12 protein-coding genes are annotated in these 17,890 nt (G+C 69.8%); 8 read left to right on the top strand and 4 right to left on the bottom strand.

The window, feature by feature from the left end; all coding sequences use genetic code 11:
• Positions 1-3 precede the first annotated feature (3 nt).
• Both IT371_20940 and IT371_20945 read left to right on the top strand, forming a co-directional pair.
• A complete protein-coding gene (locus IT371_20940) occupies positions 4-687 on the top strand; it encodes a hypothetical protein (protein MCC6750146.1) in 684 nt (227 codons plus the stop codon).
• Between the two features lie 169 nt (positions 688-856).
• Complete coding sequence (locus tag IT371_20945) at positions 857-1,261, top strand: c-type cytochrome (GenBank protein MCC6750147.1); 405 nt, start codon at positions 857-859, stop codon at positions 1,259-1,261.
• A gap of 68 nt (positions 1,262-1,329) precedes the next feature.
• Here IT371_20945 and IT371_20950 read toward each other — a convergent pair whose 3' ends face one another.
• A complete protein-coding gene (locus IT371_20950) occupies positions 1,330-2,640 on the bottom strand; it encodes a hypothetical protein (GenBank protein MCC6750148.1) in 1,311 nt (436 codons plus the stop codon).
• Positions 2,641-2,903: 263 nt separating this feature from the next.
• Between IT371_20950 and IT371_20955 the strand changes: the two genes are divergently transcribed.
• Positions 2,904-4,787 carry a hypothetical protein gene (locus tag IT371_20955; GenBank protein MCC6750149.1) on the top strand — a complete coding sequence of 628 codons (1,884 nt, stop codon included), beginning with the start codon at positions 2,904-2,906 and terminating at the stop codon, positions 4,785-4,787.
• Between the two features lie 14 nt (positions 4,788-4,801).
• Here IT371_20955 and IT371_20960 read toward each other — a convergent pair whose 3' ends face one another.
• Entirely contained in the window at positions 4,802-5,458 is a 657-nt protein-coding gene (locus IT371_20960; protein MCC6750150.1) for an MBL fold metallo-hydrolase, read from the bottom strand.
• A 143-nt stretch (positions 5,459-5,601) separates the two neighbouring features.
• Between IT371_20960 and IT371_20965 the strand changes: the two genes are divergently transcribed.
• From IT371_20965 to IT371_20980, 4 genes are all read left to right on the top strand, one after another.
• Positions 5,602-7,674 (top strand): sulfatase-like hydrolase/transferase, encoded by a 2,073-nt coding sequence (locus IT371_20965; protein ID MCC6750151.1) that lies wholly within the window; start codon positions 5,602-5,604, stop codon positions 7,672-7,674.
• 201 nt (positions 7,675-7,875) lie between these two features.
• A complete protein-coding gene (locus tag IT371_20970) occupies positions 7,876-8,220 on the top strand; it encodes a TerB family tellurite resistance protein (protein ID MCC6750152.1) in 345 nt (114 codons plus the stop codon).
• A 333-nt stretch (positions 8,221-8,553) separates the two neighbouring features.
• Positions 8,554-10,410, top strand: a complete 1,857-nt coding sequence (locus IT371_20975) for a right-handed parallel beta-helix repeat-containing protein (protein ID MCC6750153.1) — start codon at positions 8,554-8,556, stop codon at positions 10,408-10,410.
• 164 nt (positions 10,411-10,574) lie between these two features.
• The gene (locus IT371_20980; protein MCC6750154.1) at positions 10,575-11,858 is read left to right on the top strand and encodes a 6-phosphofructokinase; all 1,284 of its coding nucleotides are present in this window, start codon (positions 10,575-10,577) and stop codon (positions 11,856-11,858) included.
• Here the strand turns inward: IT371_20980 and IT371_20985 are convergent.
• Both IT371_20985 and IT371_20990 read right to left on the bottom strand, forming a co-directional pair.
• Complete coding sequence (locus IT371_20985; protein ID MCC6750155.1) at positions 11,840-14,272, bottom strand: hypothetical protein; 2,433 nt, start codon at positions 14,270-14,272, stop codon at positions 11,840-11,842. The genes IT371_20980 and IT371_20985 overlap by 19 nt on opposite strands.
• 8 nt (positions 14,273-14,280) lie before the next feature.
• Complete coding sequence (locus tag IT371_20990; GenBank protein MCC6750156.1) at positions 14,281-16,494, bottom strand: hypothetical protein; 2,214 nt, start codon at positions 16,492-16,494, stop codon at positions 14,281-14,283.
• Between IT371_20990 and IT371_20995 the strand changes: the two genes are divergently transcribed.
• On the top strand, positions 16,493-17,890 hold the full coding sequence (locus tag IT371_20995; GenBank protein MCC6750157.1) for a UTP--glucose-1-phosphate uridylyltransferase: 1,398 nt from the start codon (positions 16,493-16,495) through the stop codon (positions 17,888-17,890). The two genes, IT371_20990 and IT371_20995, sit on opposite strands and share 2 nt — an antisense overlap.

Consider the following 17,890-nt stretch of genomic DNA (forward strand, 5'->3'; position numbering starts at 1 on the left):
CCCATGCGACGCGCAATCGACAAATTCTACGCCTTTCTGGATCGCCCGCTCTACCTGTCCTCCCGCTTCCTCCTGGCCGCCCTGGTCATTCCGCTGATCCTGAGCTTCTGGGCTCCGCTCTGGCGCATCGGCATGATCGCGCCGCAGTACCCCGAGGGGCTGAGCCTCCACATCTACTCCTACAAGCTGGAAGGGGGACGCGGAGGACGCGACCTGCACGAGGTCAACGTCCTCAACCACTACATCGGTATGCACTCCATCGACCGCGCGGCGCTGAAGGATCTGGACTGGCTCCCCTTTGCCCTGGGGGCGCTCATCCTGCTCGCGCTGCGGGTCGCGGTGGTAGGGAACGTGCGTTCGCTCCTCGACCTGGCGGTGATCGTGGGCTACGTGAGCGCCTTTGGCATGGGGCGCTTCTACTACCAGCTCTACACCTTCGGGCACGACCTGGACCCGAAGGCCCCGCTCCGCATGCCGCCCTTCACGCCCGCGGTCTTTGGCAGGAAGGAGATCGCGAACTTCACCACCGAGGCTTATCCGCAGATGGGGTCCATCTACATCGGCATCTTTGCGACCGGCGTGACCCTGATTCTCCTCTGGCATCTCGTGAAGGGGCGCAGGGACTCGCTGCGCGAGGAGCGGGCTGCAGCGGCTGCCGCGGTCGCGGGGCAGAAGACTCCCGCTTGAGCTTGATCGAGATCAGCGCCGAACGACCCACCTCTGCTTGACAGCCCGCGCCATCTTGACCTAGGAAGCGTGGACCAAACGAATAGGGCCGACCCATGGCCGAGGCCTGGGGCTCACCCGCACGGGTCCTCGAGGGGGCCCTCCACAGCCAAGCGAGGAGTTTTTGACGATGAAGCGAACGATGGGTCTATGTGTGGCGGCGCTGGGCATGACGCTGGCCTTCGGCACCGGCTGCAAGAAGGGCGGAGCCGAGGGGGGCGCTGGCGGTGCCGAGCCCTCGGCGGCGGCCAAGGAAGAGGCGACCAACATCTTCAAGAGCCGCTGCGCCTCGTGCCACGGCGCGACGGGCAAGGGCGACGGCGCGGCCTCGGCTGGCCTGAACCCGAAGCCTCGGAACTTTTCCGACGCGGCCTGGCAGAAGGGCGCCACGGACGAGCACCTGGAAAACATCATCGTGAAGGGCGGCGCCGCGGTGGGCACGAGCGCGGCCATGCCCTCGAACCCGGACCTCGAGGCCAAGGTCGAGGTGGTGAAGGCCCTCCGCATGCACATTCGCACGCTGGCGGGCAAGTAGGCGCCGCCCAAAGCGGGGGCCCCCTCGTAGCGCGGTGGCGGTCGCCGCCGCGCGCCCTCAACGCATCGCTACGGCGCATCCCCGAAGAGGCCGCGGAACGCCTGCTCCATGTCGCGGTCGGGCAACCGGCGCGACTGCATGAGCGCCGCGCGTCCGGCCATGAACTCCTCCACCTCGACGGCCGAGAGCTCCCGGCGGGCCTGGACGTGCTCCCGGCCGTTCAGCTGCTCGTTCAGCGCGCGCCAGTCGGCGAAGCGCACGCTTCGGCCGCGCGTGGACCAGGCGTAGGCATCGCCACCGGCGCTGACCACTTGGTGGCCCACGTTCACCTGCCCGAGCACCTCGTTGGCGGCCTTCACGGTGCCCGTGTGTAGACGCACGAGCGTCGCCACGTCGGTGTAGCCGCCGGCCAGCACCCAGGTGAGGGGGATGTTGCGGGTCCGCGCCAGGGAGAAGACGTACGCGTCGCGGGCCTTGAGCGCCTCGGGGGTGATGCCCGCGCAGTCGTAGGGGTCCATCCCCGCCTGGTAGATGATGATGTCGGGCTGGATCTCGTCGATCATCGCCGGCAGGCGCGAGGAGATGGCCGCGAGGTAGTTCACGTCCCGCTTCAGCCCCTTCTCGACGGCGCGGTGGTTTACGGCCAGGACGCGGTTGTTGGGGGTCGCGTCGGGCCCGCCCATGTAGCTGCCGTAGATAGAGACGTTCCAGACGTTGCGCTCCCCGATCACGCAGTCGGCCGTACCGTTGCCCTCGTGCTGGTCCAGGTCCACGATCAGCACCTTCTTGCCCTGGGCGGCGAGCTTCTTCGCCACGACGCCGAGGCCGTTGACGGTGCAGAAGCCCATGCCCGTGGACGGGCTGGCGTGGTGGTAGCCATGTCCGAGGTTCGCGGTGATGGTGTTCTTCTGCAGCGCCGTCTCGGCGGCCGCGAAGAGACCCCCCGTGTTCAGGAGCCAGCCCCGCGCGATGTTCGCGTCCCAGCGCGGCAGGCCCTGCGACGTGGCCAGCTCCGCCGGCTGCCCGGTGAGGACGGCCTTCAGGTAGTCGTCCGTGTGGACCTGGCGCAGGCTCGCGAGGTCCATGGGGGCCGCCGGGCGCTGCCGGCCGCGGACCTGCCCGGCGTCGGTGTGGAGCTGGGATCCCGGCACCAGGCCGGCGCGCACGATCTCGGCGAAGACGTGCGGCATCTTGGTCGGGCCCATGAGGGCCGACATCCCTTCGTTCGGGCCCACCACACCGCCCGGATAGCCCGTGTGGTACCAGATCTCCTGCTTGGGCCGCTCGGCGCGGTCGCGCCCTCGTGCAACGGCCGGGCTTGCCCCGACGGCCAGCAGAAGCAGCGCCCCGAACCCAATCCATCGATGATTTCTCTGCATGACACACCCCGCGCCGGTCGCGCTGGGGTAGCGCAGAGCAAGCCTCGAGCCAGCCCAGATCCGCGCCGTGGTCCCCGGGCAACTCGCCGGATCTCGGGTGGTCGCGCCGTGACCTCTCGGCGGCAACGTGGCCACCCGAGTCACCACTGCTCGGGGATCTCTCCGAATGCCGGTGCCGCAGGCCGCGCGAGCCTCTGGCAGATCAACGGCTTAGGGTGGCACGGCCCCTGCTTTTGCAGACTTGGCCCGAGGTGCCCAACGCCATGACGCCACGTCTTCGATCATCGTTCCTGTTCGTGCTGAGCTCCCTCGGCGCGCTCGTCCTGGCCGCGCCCGCGCGCGCCGAGGACCGTGCAGCCGCCGCGCGACCGAGCCGTCCCGTGCTGATGTCGATCCAGCCCGGGATGGCCGAGGCCATCCTCGTGGAGGGCGTCAAGCGCTTCGAGATTCGCAAGCAGCGGCCCGGGTGGGGAGAGGGGACGCCGGTGCTGGTCTATTCCTCTTCAGAGAGGGGACCGAAGGGGCGGCTGGCCCACAAGTCCGTGGTGGGGGTCTTCCAGACCGGCCGCATCCTCTCGGGCTCGGCCATGAAGCTCTGGCTCACGCTCGGCTCGCTCATGGGCACGACCTACGACGGCCTCGACTGGTACCTGGACGGAGGCGTGGGCTACGCCATCGAGGCCCGGCACCCGCGGCGGCTGCAGGCCCCGACCAGCCTCGATGAGATGCGCCGCCTGCTGCCGGGATTCCGGCCGCCCCAGAGCTATCAATACGTCCGCGAGGAGCAGCGCACTCTGATGGATGCGATCGCGATGGCCCAGCGCGGCGGCGTGCGTCCCGAGCCCTTCGGTACCGGGGGCGAGCCCGGTGACGACGCTCCCGTGGTGGACGGGCCCGAGGTGCCTCGTGCCGACGGTGCGCGGCAGCTCTTCGTGTACTCGCCGAGCTACACCTTCCGCCGCGAGGGGGACGCGCTCCACACGGTAGCGCACACCAAGCCCGCCGAGGTGCTCCGCGCGCTCGAGGCGCAGGGCCTCGTCGCGCAGGACCGCGTGCATCGGCCCGCCGAGCTGCGGCTCGAGGACCTGCTGCGCGTGCACACGGCGCGCTACGCGGGCGCGGTGGTGAGCGGCGGCCCGAACGCGCTCTCGCAGGGCTTCCGCGGCGCGTGGACCCCCGAGGTGGCGCGTCACGCGCTCTCTGTGGCGGGCGGAACCTACGCCGCCGCCAAGCTCGCGCTGGAGCAGGGGACGATCGTCGGCAATCTAGCCCCCGGCTCGCACCACGCCAAGGTGCACACCGGCGGCGGGTTCGGGACCTTCAACGGCCCGGTGGTGGCCGCCCGCAAGCTGCTGGCCAACCGGCTCGCGCAGCGCGTGTTGATCGTGGACGGGGACATCCACTTCGGGGGCGGGACCAACGACCTGACCATGGGAGACCCCCGCATCGGGTACCTCTCGGTCTACGGCGTGCCGACCGAGCAGCCCTTCGAGACGGTCACCAACCGGCCGCGGCCGGTCCCGCGCGGGGCCACCGACAGCGAGTACCTGGCCATCTTCTCGCAGGAGCTGAAGCAGATGGTGGAGCGCTTCCGGCCGCAGGTCATCATCTACAACGCGGGAGCGGACCCCTACCACGACGACCCCGTGAACGAGGGCGTGGGCCTCAAGGTGAGCCGCGGCGGCCTCAAGCTCCGCGACGCCTTTCTCTTCGCTCTGGCGCGCAGCAAGGGGATCCCGGTGGCCTGGGAGCTCGGTGGCGGCTACGCGGCGGAGCGCGGGCGGCTGACCGAGATCCACGTCAACACGGCCGAGGCGGCCAACGAGGTGCTCGCGCACGTGCGGGCAGGCGACCGCGTGGCGGTGGACGGGGTGGACGCCGAGCGCTGGCACGTGGGCGGCGGCGTGGCGCGCTTCCCGCGCTGGGAGGTGGCCGAGGGGCGACGAAATCAGATCTTCGGCACGCCGCCCGTCAAGGTGAGCCGAGACGGCCTCGCGCGCTACGTCCAGAAGCGAGACCGCATCCTCGAGCCGACCGCGCAGGAGCTCACGGCGGCGCAGGAGGCCTTCGCGGACTTCTTCGCGGGGCGGGTTCCGCGCCGGCGGCAGGCCCAGGCCGAGGACGTGCAGGACTTCTTCCCGCAGTAGACCGCGCAGCGCGGTCAGCCCTCGAAATCTCCCTGCAGGTAGGGGTTCGCGCGCCGCTCCCGGCCTACGGTGGTGGACGGACCGTGCCCGCTGTAGACCGTGACCTCGTCGGGGAGCGTGAGGATCCGCTCGCGCAGCGAGGCGAGCAGGGTCTCGAGGTCGCCGCCGGGCAGGTCGGTGCGCCCGATCGAGCCGGCGAAGAGCGTGTCTCCCGTGATCAGCACCGCCTGCCGGGGAAAGTAGAAGCAGCAGCCTCCCGGGGAGTGACCCGGCGTATGCAGCACCTGGCCGTCGATCGCACCGACGGTGACGGTGTCCCCGTGCGCGAGCCAGCGGTCCACCTCGGGGACCTCGGGGGCGCGCAGGCCGAAGAACCCGGCCACCACGGGCGCCGACGCCAGGACCGGCTGGTCCCCCTGGTGCATGGCGAAGGGGACGCCGAGGAGCCGCTTGAGCGGCGCCACGGCCCCCATGTGATCGATGTGGGCGTGCGTGTTGACGATGCCCTGCACCGTGAGGCCGAGCTCGCGCACCCGCGCGAGGAGCCGCTGCTCCTCGTCCCCCGGGTCGACGAGCAGCGCCGCGCCGCTCGTGCGTTCGGCCACGATGTAGCAGTTCTCCATGAAGGGGCCGTTCTCGAACGCCTCGACCGTCAGCTCTGCGTGTTCCATGGGTGCGCCTCGGAGTGGGCCTAAGGGCCGTTACATTGCCAGGGCGCCTGGCGGCGGGCAAGCTGTGGGTGAGGCGTCGCGGGCGTTGCGTCGGCGAGTCCCCTTGGGGTAAGAGGCGTTCGAGCACGATGGGATCTCACGCGATGGCAGCGTCTCCTCTCGCGACCTCTCCGTCGCGGCACGCGCAGGTGGCCCTGCACGCGTTCGCTGCGCTCTTCCTCTACGGACTCATCTACCGCGCGCGGCTCTACTACGACCTGTTCGTGCAGGCGGACAAGCCCTTCCAGTTCCTCCCCGAGCGGTACTCGATCACCTATCTCCTCAAGTTCGTGGTCTGGGAGCTGGCCGTGGCGGCGGCGATCGCCGGCTGCGCCCTGGTCGTTGGCCGGGCGTACCGGCTGGTCTGGCCCACGGCGCGGACCCGCATCCCTCTGTGGGTCGGCGTGGTCCTGCTCCAGCCGCTGCTCTTCCTGGTCGCGCTCCTCTCGAGCCTGCACCACGTGCTGATCTTCACCATGGAGACGGGGCTCACGCGGGAGGTGGTGGTCGAGAGCCTCTCCGCGCCGTCGCTCGCCGACACCTCGGTGGTTCGCGCTGCCGACGCCGTGGTGCTCGCCGCCCCGCTCGGGCTCTTCTGGCTCTCCTTCGCCCTCCCCGCGCGAATGGCCCGGTGGCGTAACCGCGGGCTCGCCGTCCTCGCCGCGCTCGTGGTCCTGCTGAACCTCGTGCATTGGCGCGACCCGAAGCCGCTCCTCGCCGCGGAGCTGCGCCAGAGCCCCGTGTGGTTCGCGGTGCCCGAGGTGATCGCCGGGATCCAGGCGCTGCAGGAGGGCAGCGAGCGACCGAGCCGGGGCAACCGCCCGCACGCCGCGGGTCTCGACGACGAGTCCCCGACGCGCGATCGCCCGCAGGAGGGGCCGAAGAAGGAGCGCGCGGAAGACGGTCCCACCGCCGCCCCCGCTCCGGCCACGTTTCAGGCGCAGCTCGACTCGCCGCGCTTCGTGCATCCGACCTTCGTCAGACCCGAGGTGCAGCCGAAGAAGACGCTACCTCCCGCGGCGAAGGGCCCCTGGAACGTGGTGCTCGTGATCATGGAGAGCACCGGGCTGCAGTACGCCTTTCGCACCAAGGTCGGAAACAAGGTGCCGATGCCGTTTCTTCAGCGCCTCTCCGAGCAGAGCCTCTTTCTCGCGAACCATTTCGCCTCGGGGAATTCCAGCCCACGCGCCATCTTCTCGATCCTGAGCGGTCTCAATCCGATGCCGCAGGTGCGCATCTTCTCCCTGCGCAAGGACCTCCGCATCCCCTCGTTTGCGACGCTGCTCGGGGAGTCGTACGAGAAGTTCCTGGTCACTCCAGCCCCGCTCGACTGGTATTTCCCTCGGGCGTTCGTGGTGAACAGCGGACTCAAGGAGCTCTGGGACTACGGCTCGCTCCCCGTTCGCGGCAAGGTCGAGGGGCGCTCGATGTCCAAGGACGAAGGGAAGACGGTGGACTTCTTCCTCGACCGCCTCGGCAAGGTGAAGGGCCCCTTCTTCGGCGTGTACTACAGCTTCGTCGCGCACTGGCCGTATCCCGACTACGGGGCCCCCTGCCAGGTTCTGCCGCCCGTCAAGCCGCTCTACCGCTACTACAACAACCTGCGCTGCCTCGACCTGCAGCTCGAACGCATCTACGAGCGGCTCAAGTCTCTCGGGCAGCTCGACCGGACGATCCTCGCGGTCGTCGGGGATCACGGCGAGGCCTTCGGCCAGCACGGCCGCAACTGGACGCACTCGCGCGGGAGCTACAACGAGAACTACCAGGTCCCGATGCTCTTTCACCAGCCGCGCCTCTTCGCCGCGCGCAAGGTGACGGAGGCGACGAGCCACGTGGACCTCCTGCCCACGCTCGTGGACGCCATGGGCTTGAAACACGAGGAGCGGCTCCTGCAGGGCGAATCGCTCTTTCAGGACCGCTTTCGTCGGCGCTACGTCTTTCTGTGGGGGAACGAGAACACGCTCACGGCGATCAAAGAGTCGCGCCTGAAGCTCCAGATCTCGTTCAAGACGAACGAGTGCTGGGTCTTCGATCTCGTCGCAGACCCCGACGAACAGAAGCGCCTGAGCTGCAAGGAACACGAGGAGCAGAGGCAGGCCGCGCTCCTCTACCAGCGCTATCAGACGCAGCTGCTCAAGCGTTACAACGACGCTGCGCAGAACGGGCGAACGCTCTAGCGATCATCGCGATCGACGTCGCGAAGTCGACTCGACGTGAGTCGTTTTTTCACAGTTCTCCGTCGAGAAATTCCCCCTGCATCATCGATCGCTTGCGGCGCAGTGGAGACTCGACTCCCACTTCATCGGTGACTCGAGCCCCAGGCGATCGTAGTTGCCGCTGGGCATTTTGCTTGCGCTCGTCGACGAGCGATTGCAAACATGCGCTCCTTCATGAACGACGTCGTCAACGAGCCGAGGTTCGGCCGCGAGGTGCTCAAGCTGCTCTTGCAAGTGGCGTGGGCCGATCACCGTCTGCAGCTCGTCGAGGCGAAGCTGCTCGGGGATCAGGCTCGGCGTTTCGGCGTCGCTCCCGAAGATGAGCGAGAGCTCCGCGAGGCCGTGGCGGGACGCGCCGCGCTGCCTGCACCCGACCTCGGCTACCTACGACAGCATCGGGAGGCGGCCCTGCGGGCGGTGAGAGAGCTCATCGTGGCCGACGCACACGTCACGGACGAGGAACGAGAGATTGTTGCGGAGATCGAGACGATTCTGGGGCCCACCTAGGAGGGCTTCCACCCCCCGCCCGTACATCGGCTCTGCCGATTTTTGTACTCGTGCATACGTTTATGTGGCGCAGTTTGGGGCTTACAGGCCGCGAATTGAAGGTGAGTGTGCCTACGTAACGTACTATGGCAGAAAAAATATACATTGATCATGCGAACGTTCGAAACTATTATTGTGGGGTAGATGACGAAACAGTTTAACAAAGTTCGGCGGTTGAGCACTTCTCGGAAAAATACTGTTAAGTGCCCGACGAGTTGGTCGATGGGGGAGGGTGACAGCCGAAAATCTGGCCTTCCGAAGGAAGGCCCCACCCACAGCAAAAAGGAGGGGCCCATGTCGCTGACCAAGAAGACTCTGGCGCGTGGTCGTGGAGCGGGTAGAGGGACACAGAGTTGGCTGGGAGGAGCTCTGGCGCTCACGGTCAGTCTCGCGGCGAGCTCGGCGTATGCCGCTACCTACTACGTTGGCAAGACCGGTTGCAGCGATACCGGCAGCGGCACCTCGTCGCAGCCGTTCTGTACGGTGCAAAAGGGCACGAAGAGCCTCAAGGCGGGCGACACGCTCGTCATCGGCGCGGGGAGCTACAGCGAACGTCTGGTGGTGAGCAGCCTCAAGGCCACGGCGGCCGCGCCCGTGACGATCAAGGCGGCGGACGGCGCGGCGCCGGTCATCGAAGGCAGCGGCGTGGGGGTCAACGACGCGGGCCTCATCCACGTGGCGGACAGCGCGTACATCAACCTGAGCGGGTTGACCTCGCACGCCTCCGCCTACTACGGCATCAACGTCACGCGCTCGAGCTTCGTCACGCTCGAGAAGATGAAGATGGACACGAGCCGGCACGGCGGCATCGTCGTGGATCAGGGCTCGTCGAACGTGAAGGTGCTGAACTCCGAGGTCGTGCGCGCGGATGGGAACGGCGGCGGCATTCACGAGGCGATCACGATCAGCGGCTCGCACTACGCGACCGTGGCGGGGAATCTGGTCCACGACAACGCGATGGAGGGGATCGACGTCAAGGACGCCTCCACCTACGCCGAGGTGTACGGCAACACGCTCTACGGCAACAAGGCGGTGGCGATCTACCTGAACCACTCCACGAACAGCCGCTTCTTTGACAACCGCGTCTACAACAACGGCGCCTCGGCCTTCCAGATCACGGTCGGGGACGGGGCCATGGGTGCGGCGCTGACCACGAACAACCAGATCTTCCGCAACGTGGCCTATGGCAACGCCTACTGCGGCCTCGAGTTCTGGCCTTCGGGCGGCGGCGACATGGGGAACAACACGATCTACAACAACGTCTTCAACGCCAACAAGCACTACGGCATCCAGTTCTCGAGCAACGGCGGCAAGGTGACGGGCAACGTCATCCGCAACAACATCATCTCGAACAACGGCCTCGGAGGGTTCACCGGCAGCGCGATGAGCGCGAACACCGTGTCGAACAACCTCTTCTTCGGCGCGACGGCTGCGGGCGCAAACGCCACCACGGGAGACCCCAGGTTTGTCAACGCCGCCGCCGGTGACTTCCAGCTCCAGTCGGGTAGCCCGGCCATCGACAAGGGCTTCGACATGGGTCTGCCGAAGGTCGGCTCGCTGGACATCGGCGCCTTCGAGTTCGGCCTCGGCGGGCCCGCTCCGGCTCCGGCGCCCGCGCCCGCACCGGCTCCCGCACCGGCGCCTGCGCCTGCGCCCGCTCCGGCTCCCGCGCCCGCTCCGGCTCCGGCTCCGGCTCCGGCTCCTGCGCCCGCTCCGGCTCCGGCTCCGGCTCCGGCTCCGGCTCCCGCTCCTGCTCCTGCTCCTGCTCCTGCTCCCGCTCCGGCTCCCGCGCCCGCGCCCGCTCCGGCGCCCGCGCCCGCGCCCGCTCCGGCTCCTGCGCCCGCGCCCGCTCCCGCGCCCGCTCCGGTCCCCGCGAACAACCCCGGAACTCCGGGCTCTGCGTCGGGTAGCGGCTCCGTAAACGGTCTCCCGGCGGGCACGCAGTCGCCCGAGCTCGGCCTCGCCGGTGCGTCGAACGCGACGGCAAACGGGACCGTGACCGGTACGGTGGAAGGCCCCGCGGCCGAGCAGGAGACGCTCCTCGGTGGTTGCCAGGTCGGCGCGACCTCGTCCTCGGCTGCGTCGAGCCTCCTGACCGCCGGCCTGCTCCTCGGCCTCGTCGCCCTCGCGCGTCGGCGCCGCGCTCGGTAGCCCCGCAGCGCTCGGTAACCCCGCAGCGCTCGCTCCCCCATTCGTGCTTCGCGCCGCGCCTCGCCTCACCTCCCCCTCGCGCTCCGGCAAAAACCGCAGCCCTCCCTCTGCATAAACAGAGTTAGGATGTCCCCCGCACGCCACCGGCGACAGGAGGGCATTCCATGGCAGCGCAGAGCACCACATCGTCTCGTAGCCAGGGTCGCGGCAAGCGGCTCGCCATCGTGGTGGGCGGTGGCCCCGCGCCGGGAATCAACGGGGTGATCCGCTCCGTGGCCATCGAGGCGATCAACGACGGGCTCGAGGTGATCGGCATCCTCGAGGGCTTCAAGTGGCTGGCGCGCGGCGAGACGAGCCACGTCCGGACGCTTACGATCGAAGACGTCTCGCGCATCCACCTGCAGGGCGGGTCGATTCTCCGCACCTCCCGCGAGGCGCCGGCCCGCGACGAAGCCAAGATGAACAACGTCATCACGGCGCTGCGCGAGCTGAAGGTGGACTACCTCGTGACCATCGGCGGCGACGACACGGCCTTCACGGCGAGCCGCGTGGATCACCTCTCGGGCAACGAGATCGCCATCGCGCACGTGCCCAAGACGATCGACAACGACCTCCCGCTCCCGGCGGACCTGCCTACCTTCGGCTATCAGACGGCGCGGCAGATCGGCTCGGACATCGTCACCACGCTGATGGAGGACGCCCGGACCACGGGGCGCTGGTACTTCGTGGTGGCCATGGGGCGGAGCGCGGGGCACCTGGCCCTCGGGATCGGCAAGGCGGCGAGCGCGACCTTGACCATCGTGCCGGAGGAGTTCCGCGGCAGGACCGTCTCGCTCGAGAGCTTCTCGCGCATCCTCGAGGGGGCGGTGATCAAGCGCAAGGTGCAGGGGCACGACTACGGGGTGGCCGTCATCGCCGAGGGGGCGGCCGAGGCGATCGACGAGCGGGACTTCGCCGACCTGAAGGAGGCCGAGCGCGACGACCACGGTCACGTGCGGCTGGCCGAGCTCCCCTTCGGGCAGATCCTGAAGAACCGCGTGCGTGCCGCCCTCGCGGAGCGCGGGGTCAAGCTCACCGTGGTCGAGAAGAACATCGGCTACGAGCTGCGCTGCGCGGCCCCCATCGCGAGCGACATGGAGTACACGCAGGACCTCGGCCACGCGGCGGTGCGGATCCTCCTCGGCGGGAACAGCGGTACCATGGTCTGCATGCACGGTCCCGAGATCATGCCCATCCGGCTACGCGATCTGCTCGACCCCGTGACGGGAAAGACCCGCGTGCGTCGCGTGGACGTGGACTCGGCGGGCTACACCCTCGCGCGGCGGTATATGGTGCGCCTGGGTCCCGACGACTTCGAGGGGCCGCAGCTCGAGTCCCTGGCGCGCACGGCCAGCCTCTCGACCGACGAGTTCAAGGCCCGCTACGGCGATCAGGCACGGCCGTGGTGACGGCGGCGGCGACGGACGACGACGGCCAGCAGGGCGACGAGTAGCCCGAGCAGCGGGAGCGCGCGTTGCGTCCCGGGGCCCGAGCTCGCGCTGCAGCCCCCGCCCTTGGCCGGCTCGCACACCGACCCCACGCAGGTCCCTTCGCGATCCGTGCCGACGTGGCAGGCCTGGCCGGCCGGAAGCAGCGGCTCGACGTCGCAGGTGCGCGCCTTCTCGTCGCAGCGGCCGACGACGCAGGGATTGCTCGGCGCGGCGCAGCGCGGGACACCGAGGCATCGCCCCCCTTCGCAGCGGTCCTCCACGGTGCAGAAGGTCGCATCGTCGCAGAGCTCGCCGTCGGGGCGGGCCCTCTCTTCGCACCGACCGCTCGCCTCGCTGCAGTAGCGCTCCGCGCACGGGTCGGCCGCGGGACAGAAGACCGGCTCGCCGGGGACGCACTGCCCCGTGGCGCAGCGTTCCTTGCCGTTGCAGCGCAGCCCGTCGTCGCACTGCGCGTCGGCGGTGCAGGTCATGAGCGGCAGCGACGGGTCGCCGTAGAGGCCGATCTCGAGCTTCGTGAACCAGTACAGGGGGCCCGCGTCCCCCGCGATCTGCTGTTTCGCCTCGAAGATGGCCTCCCCCGCGCTCTTGCCGCGCAGGAGCTGGTCGGTGAAGGCTCGCGCGAGGCCGAAGATGTTCTGCGAGGCGGCCGGGCCGGCCGTGAGGAGCACCAGCGCCACGCGCGTGCTGCTCACCGTGCCCACGGCGCCGGAGCGGAGCAGTCCGTAGGCGAGGTTGTCGGGGCTCTCGGGCGTGGCGTTCGAGCACGAGGCGTGGAAGACGAAGGAGGGCCGGGTGTCGTCGAGCTGTCCGACGTCGTCGTAGCGCAGAAACGGTGGCTCGGCGACCTCTCCGTAGCCGGGTACCTTGTCGCCGTTGTCCCGATGCCAGACCAGGCGGAAGATGCCCGAGGCGGAGCCGTGGCCGACCATGTTGACCAGGCCGTAGCCCTTTCGCCATTCGGCGAGCACGTTCTCGCGCCCGAGGTCGAGCGGGCTCGCGAGCTGCGACGGGTCCACGCCGGCCCGCTCGTAGATCGGGGTGTGTCCGAAGCCGGCCTTCTTGATCACCTGCTGGTAGATCGCGTCCGCGATGTCGGCGCCGTCCACGCGGATCTTGTTCTCGTCCCCGTACTGGCGTTCGAGGAAGAGCATGGCCGCGGGCTGGAGCACGCGCTTGCGCCAGCTCCGGTCGCGGCGGTCGAGCTGATAGGCGACGGTCTTGGTGAGGATCTGGTCCAGGATCACCGCGTTCTCGTCGTAGACGGGGATGCGTCCCACGTAGACCTCGGGTGCCAGGTCCACGCCTCCCGGGCCGTCGTCGTCGGGGAATTCGGCCACCATCCCGTCCCCGTCGAGGTCCCAGTTGCCCGTCAGATCGGCGAAGTAGTGATCGGTGGGAGCGAGCTCGCGGTTGAAGGCGTTTCGTGCCATCGAGTAGGTCAGCTTCATCGGCACGCCGGGTCGCGTGGGGTCCGGATTACCGATCAGCAGCACGAAGCGGAGATTCAGCTTCCGGTAGTGCTGTTGCAGCCAGAGCCGGATCCGATCGGCGTCGTCCGCGGCGGGGGGCGCGGCGACGGTGGAGAGCGCGTCGTCGGAGACGACGGTGACCGCGAAGCCGAGCGACTCCTTGTGGGCCACGAAGGGGCCGAGGGCCTGGCTCTTCTTGCGCAGGCCGTCGCGGATGACGATGGCGTAGCCGGGTCGGGCCGCGGTCTCCGTCCGCGGGTAGAAGGACCGCGCCTGCTCGAGGTTCAGCGTCGGCTCGAGGTGTTGCGCGAGGTCCGCGGCGATCGCGAGGGGAGCGGGGCGGTCCGACTTCAGGCGATAGCGCACCGTCAGCGCGGCGTGGCGGGCGAGGAGGAGCTCGCCGGTCGCGTGCCGGTAGCGGAGCGGCATGAAGCGCAGGTTGAGCAGCACGATCCCGCCACGGTTCTCGAGGCCGCGCTGCCGGATCACGGTGCGCGGGAAGACTCCTTCGCCGTAGGCCGCCAGGTCCTTGCCCTCTCGCGGGCGCTCGGCGCCGACCCATACGCGGGTCGCGCGGCCCCGGGCGATGAGGAGCGCCGGCGGGTTCGGCAGCAGGCGCTGACGGCCGGGGAGGCTCTCTTGCGGTCCGAGCGTCTCCTCGACGCGCACCGAGGCCGGGTCCACCTGCGGATGGAGCGCGAGCTGCACCGATCGTTCGGGCAACGGGGGTTGACCCGGCGTCCGGTTGATGGCGAAGCCGGGCATCGTGAGCCGGGCCCGGTCGAGCGGAGCCGAGGCCAGCGTCACGCGCGTGACGACCTCCGCCCGGGCGCCGCCGGCGGCGTGCACCACCGGAAGTCCGAGCGTGAACGCTAAAGCGGCGAGGGAGAGCGAGGTGCGCATGGGGAGCCTCACGGCGTCTCGAAGAAGGTGCGGAGCTGGCTGACCAGCGCGGGAGCCACGCGGTAGGGGAAGTGGGCCCGCTCCCAGAGCGGGTCCTCCGCGCTCTCCGTGCCGAAGACGTGCGTCAGCCCCGGGAGGGTCCTCGTCTTCAGGTTCGACTTGCCGGCCCCCGACGCGGCCTGCTCGGCCCAGGTGAGCTGGCTCGGGGGCGTGTCCTGGTCCTTGTCTCCGCGCAGGAGCAGCACGGGACCGGCGAAACCGACCAGGGTCGGAAGACCGTTGAAGCGCAGGCGGTCCCGCCAGAGCTCGACGGGATCGCCGTCGTAGCGCGGAGCGCGGTAGCTGCGCTGGCGCAGTCGGTAGAGCTCGTCGAGCGTCGAGGCGCGCTGTCGGTCGAGAAAGCGGTCGCTGAAACCGGCGGCCTTGAGCCAGCGGGTGGCGCTGTGCACGACGACCAGGTCGGCCCGCGCCAGGATGGGCGCCAGGCCCACGTAGCCGGCCACCTGGTGGCCGCGTCCGAGGAGGGTCAGCGCCTCGAGCGAGGCCCAGCCGAAGCTCGCGACGTAGACCCGTTTCGGGTCCACGTCCTTCATCGCGCGCAGGGTGGCGAAGGCGGCCTCGGCGTCGGCGGTCAGGGAGTCGAGGCCGACGAACTGGGCTCGCGCGTCGGGTCGCGACAGGCGCGCCTCGTAGCGCAGGGAGGCGATGCCGGCCTGCGCGAGCTCGAGCGCGAGCTGGCGGTGGAGCGCGGCGTGAGGGAGGCGTCGCGCGGGGGCGTCCCGGTCGTGGGCGGACGCGTCGGCGACGAAGAGCACGGCGCGCAGCGGGCCGGTGCGCGAGGGGGGGAGCGTGAGGGTCCCCTCGAGCGCGGCGCCGTCCTCCACCGGCACCACCACGGTCTGTTCGGCTGCCTTCGGGAGCTCCGGCGGCTCGGGCCAGGCCACGGCCGCAGGTCGGGCGGAGCGGTTGAGATCGACGGGGACCCCCTCGACGCGGCCGAGGGTGAGCTCGGCCTGGTAGAAGACGACGCGTTCCGGGTAGGCCTCGCGGAAGTGCGCGCGCACGTGCAGGTCGGGAAGCTCGAGCAGCGCCGGGCCGCCGTCTGCCGCCGGAGTACCGACCGCGTGCACGGCGACTGGGATGCGAGCGCCTGACTCGGGCGAGAGCGCGTCGATCCACTGCTCGCCGCCGCGATTTGCGTCGTAGCGCGCGCGAAGGAGCGCATAGAAGGTGGGCGAGAGGGGGCCCACGACCCAGCCCGGGTATTCGCCGAGGCCGGGGGCGAGAAGGGGCCGGGCTCCTTGCGGGAGCGCGAGCTCGCGCACGAAGGTGGCGCCTGCGCGCTGGTGGCGCAGCGTGGCTCGGCCGGGGGCGAGCGTCCCCTCGGCGAAGCGGCGGCGCGCGACGTTGCCCTGGGTCAGGGTCTGGTCGAGCTCGAAGGCGCGCACCTCGGAGCCGTCGGTCGTGAGGTGCAGGTCGAGGCGCGTCTCCTCGGTGAGGCCGCGACCGCCCTGGTCGAGGTGGACGCCGTAGCTCGCGGTCTCCACCGGATCGCGCGGGCCCGGGGTGAAATCCACGGTGGCGCGGCCGATCGACCAGTCGGAGTTGTCCTCCCAGTAGAGGGCGTAGGTGAGCGAGGTGCCTGGGCCGCGTTCGCAGGCCAGGCCGTCGGCGGAGGTGCGATACCCCGCGTCGCAGCCGCAGCGCGGCAACCCCTCGTCCAGCGCGCAGACGCCGCGGCCGGAGCAGCTCACCCCGGCGCAGCCGTCCAGGCAGCTTCGTCCGTCGTCGCTCGTGCGGTACCCCGTGTCACAGGTGCAGGCCGCGCGCCCTCGGCGAGAGGTGCAGCGGCCGTGGCCGGAGCAGGTCACCCCCGCGCAGAGCGAGGTGTCGTTCTGCGGGAGGCAGAGCCAGCCGGAGGCCGACGGAAGGTACCCCGCGTCGCAGCGGCAGGTCGGAACCTTCCGGGGGCCGTCTTCGTAGGTGACGCAGACGCCGTGTCCCGAGCAATCCACGTCGGCGCAGGGCGCCTGCGCGGGAGGAAGGGAGCAGCCGGCGAGGAGGAGCGCCCACGCGCCGCCGAGAAGCCATGACCCGAGGAGCCTTCGCATGAGCAGGGTCTTACCGGACGGACGCGGGGTGCACAAGGGGAGCGGGGCGAAGATCGGCCTTCCTCGGTCGTCGTGACAGCGAGCGGTGCGTGGCGGTATGGTTCGTCGCATGTCGAACGACTCTTCTGCCGAGCTGGTCCTCTTCGTCGAACGGATGCGCGCTGAGGGGCTGCCCGAGCCCCTCATTCGCGAGTTCTCGAGGCAATACGGGCTGTATCGCGAGGGGGCGACGGGCAAGCTCCCCTGGGCCGACGTGGCGGTGCCCGGCCCCACGGACGTGATCGCCTACGCAGAGGTAGATCAAGCGGCGCGCCGCGCGCGCGGGGCCGAGCTCCTCGACCAGCTCGTCTGCGTGAAGCTGAACGGCGGGCTGGGCACGACCATGAAGCTCGACCGCGCCAAGTCCCTCATCGAGGTGCGCGAGGGCCAGAGCTTCCTCGCGCTCGTCGCGCGCCAGCTCGTCACGCTGCGAGCCCGCCACGGCGCTCGCCTGCCGCTGCTGCTCATGAACAGCTTTCACACGCGGGCCGACTCGCTCGAGGTCATGGCGGGCTTCCGGCAACCCGACGGGCTGCCCCTCGATTTTCTGCAGCACAAGGTGCCGCGGATCGAGCGGGTGACGGGCCGCCCCGCCACCTTCGTCGACGTCGACGAGAACTGGACCCCTCCGGGGCACGGGGACGTCTATCTGGCGCTCTATCTGAGCGGGTTGCTCGAGCGCCTCGCGGCCCTCGGGTACCGGTGGGCCTTCGTCTCGAACATCGACAACCTCTCGGCCACGGTGGACCTCGGGGTCCTCGGCTTGCTCGAGGAACGCGGCCTGGACTTCGCGATGGAGGTGACCGACAAGAGCCCGGCCGACGTGAAAGGGGGGACGCTGGTCCGGTACGGTGGGCGGCAGCTCATGCTCCTCGAGCGGAGTCAGGTCGAGGTCGAGCACCTCGCGGACTTCGAGGACCTGGACCGCTTTCCGGTCTTCAACACGAACAACCTCTGGTGGCGGATCGACGCCATGCTGCAGCGGCTGCGAGGGCCGGGGGTGTGTCTGCCGCTGATCGTGAATCCCAAGAAGGTGGCGGGCGTGGAGGTGGTGCAGCTCGAGACCGCCATGGGGGCCGGGATCGGCGAATTCGAGCGAGCGGCGGGGATCCGCGTGCCGCGCGCGCGCTTCGCTCCGGTGAAGGCGACCTGCGACCTCCTGGTCCTGCGCTCCGACGCCTGTCGACTCGACGAGGACGGGGCCGTGCGACCCGCGCGGGCTCGCGACGCGGCGCTGGGTCCTCCGGTGGTGCGCCTCGACGATCGGTACTACCAGGGACTCTCCGACTTCGACGCCCGCTTTCCGCACCCGCTCAGCCTGCTGCGGTGTACCGCGCTCACGGTCGAGGGGGACGTGACCTTCGGGCGCGACGTGCGCGTGGAAGGCGCGGTCACGGTGCGGAACCTCGGAGGCGCTCCGGCTCGCATCCCCGATGGGGCGCTCCTCCGCGGCGACGTGGAGGTGTAG

The sequence above is a fragment of the Deltaproteobacteria bacterium genome, from assembly GCA_020848905.1.
GTDB lineage: Bacteria > Myxococcota_A > Polyangia.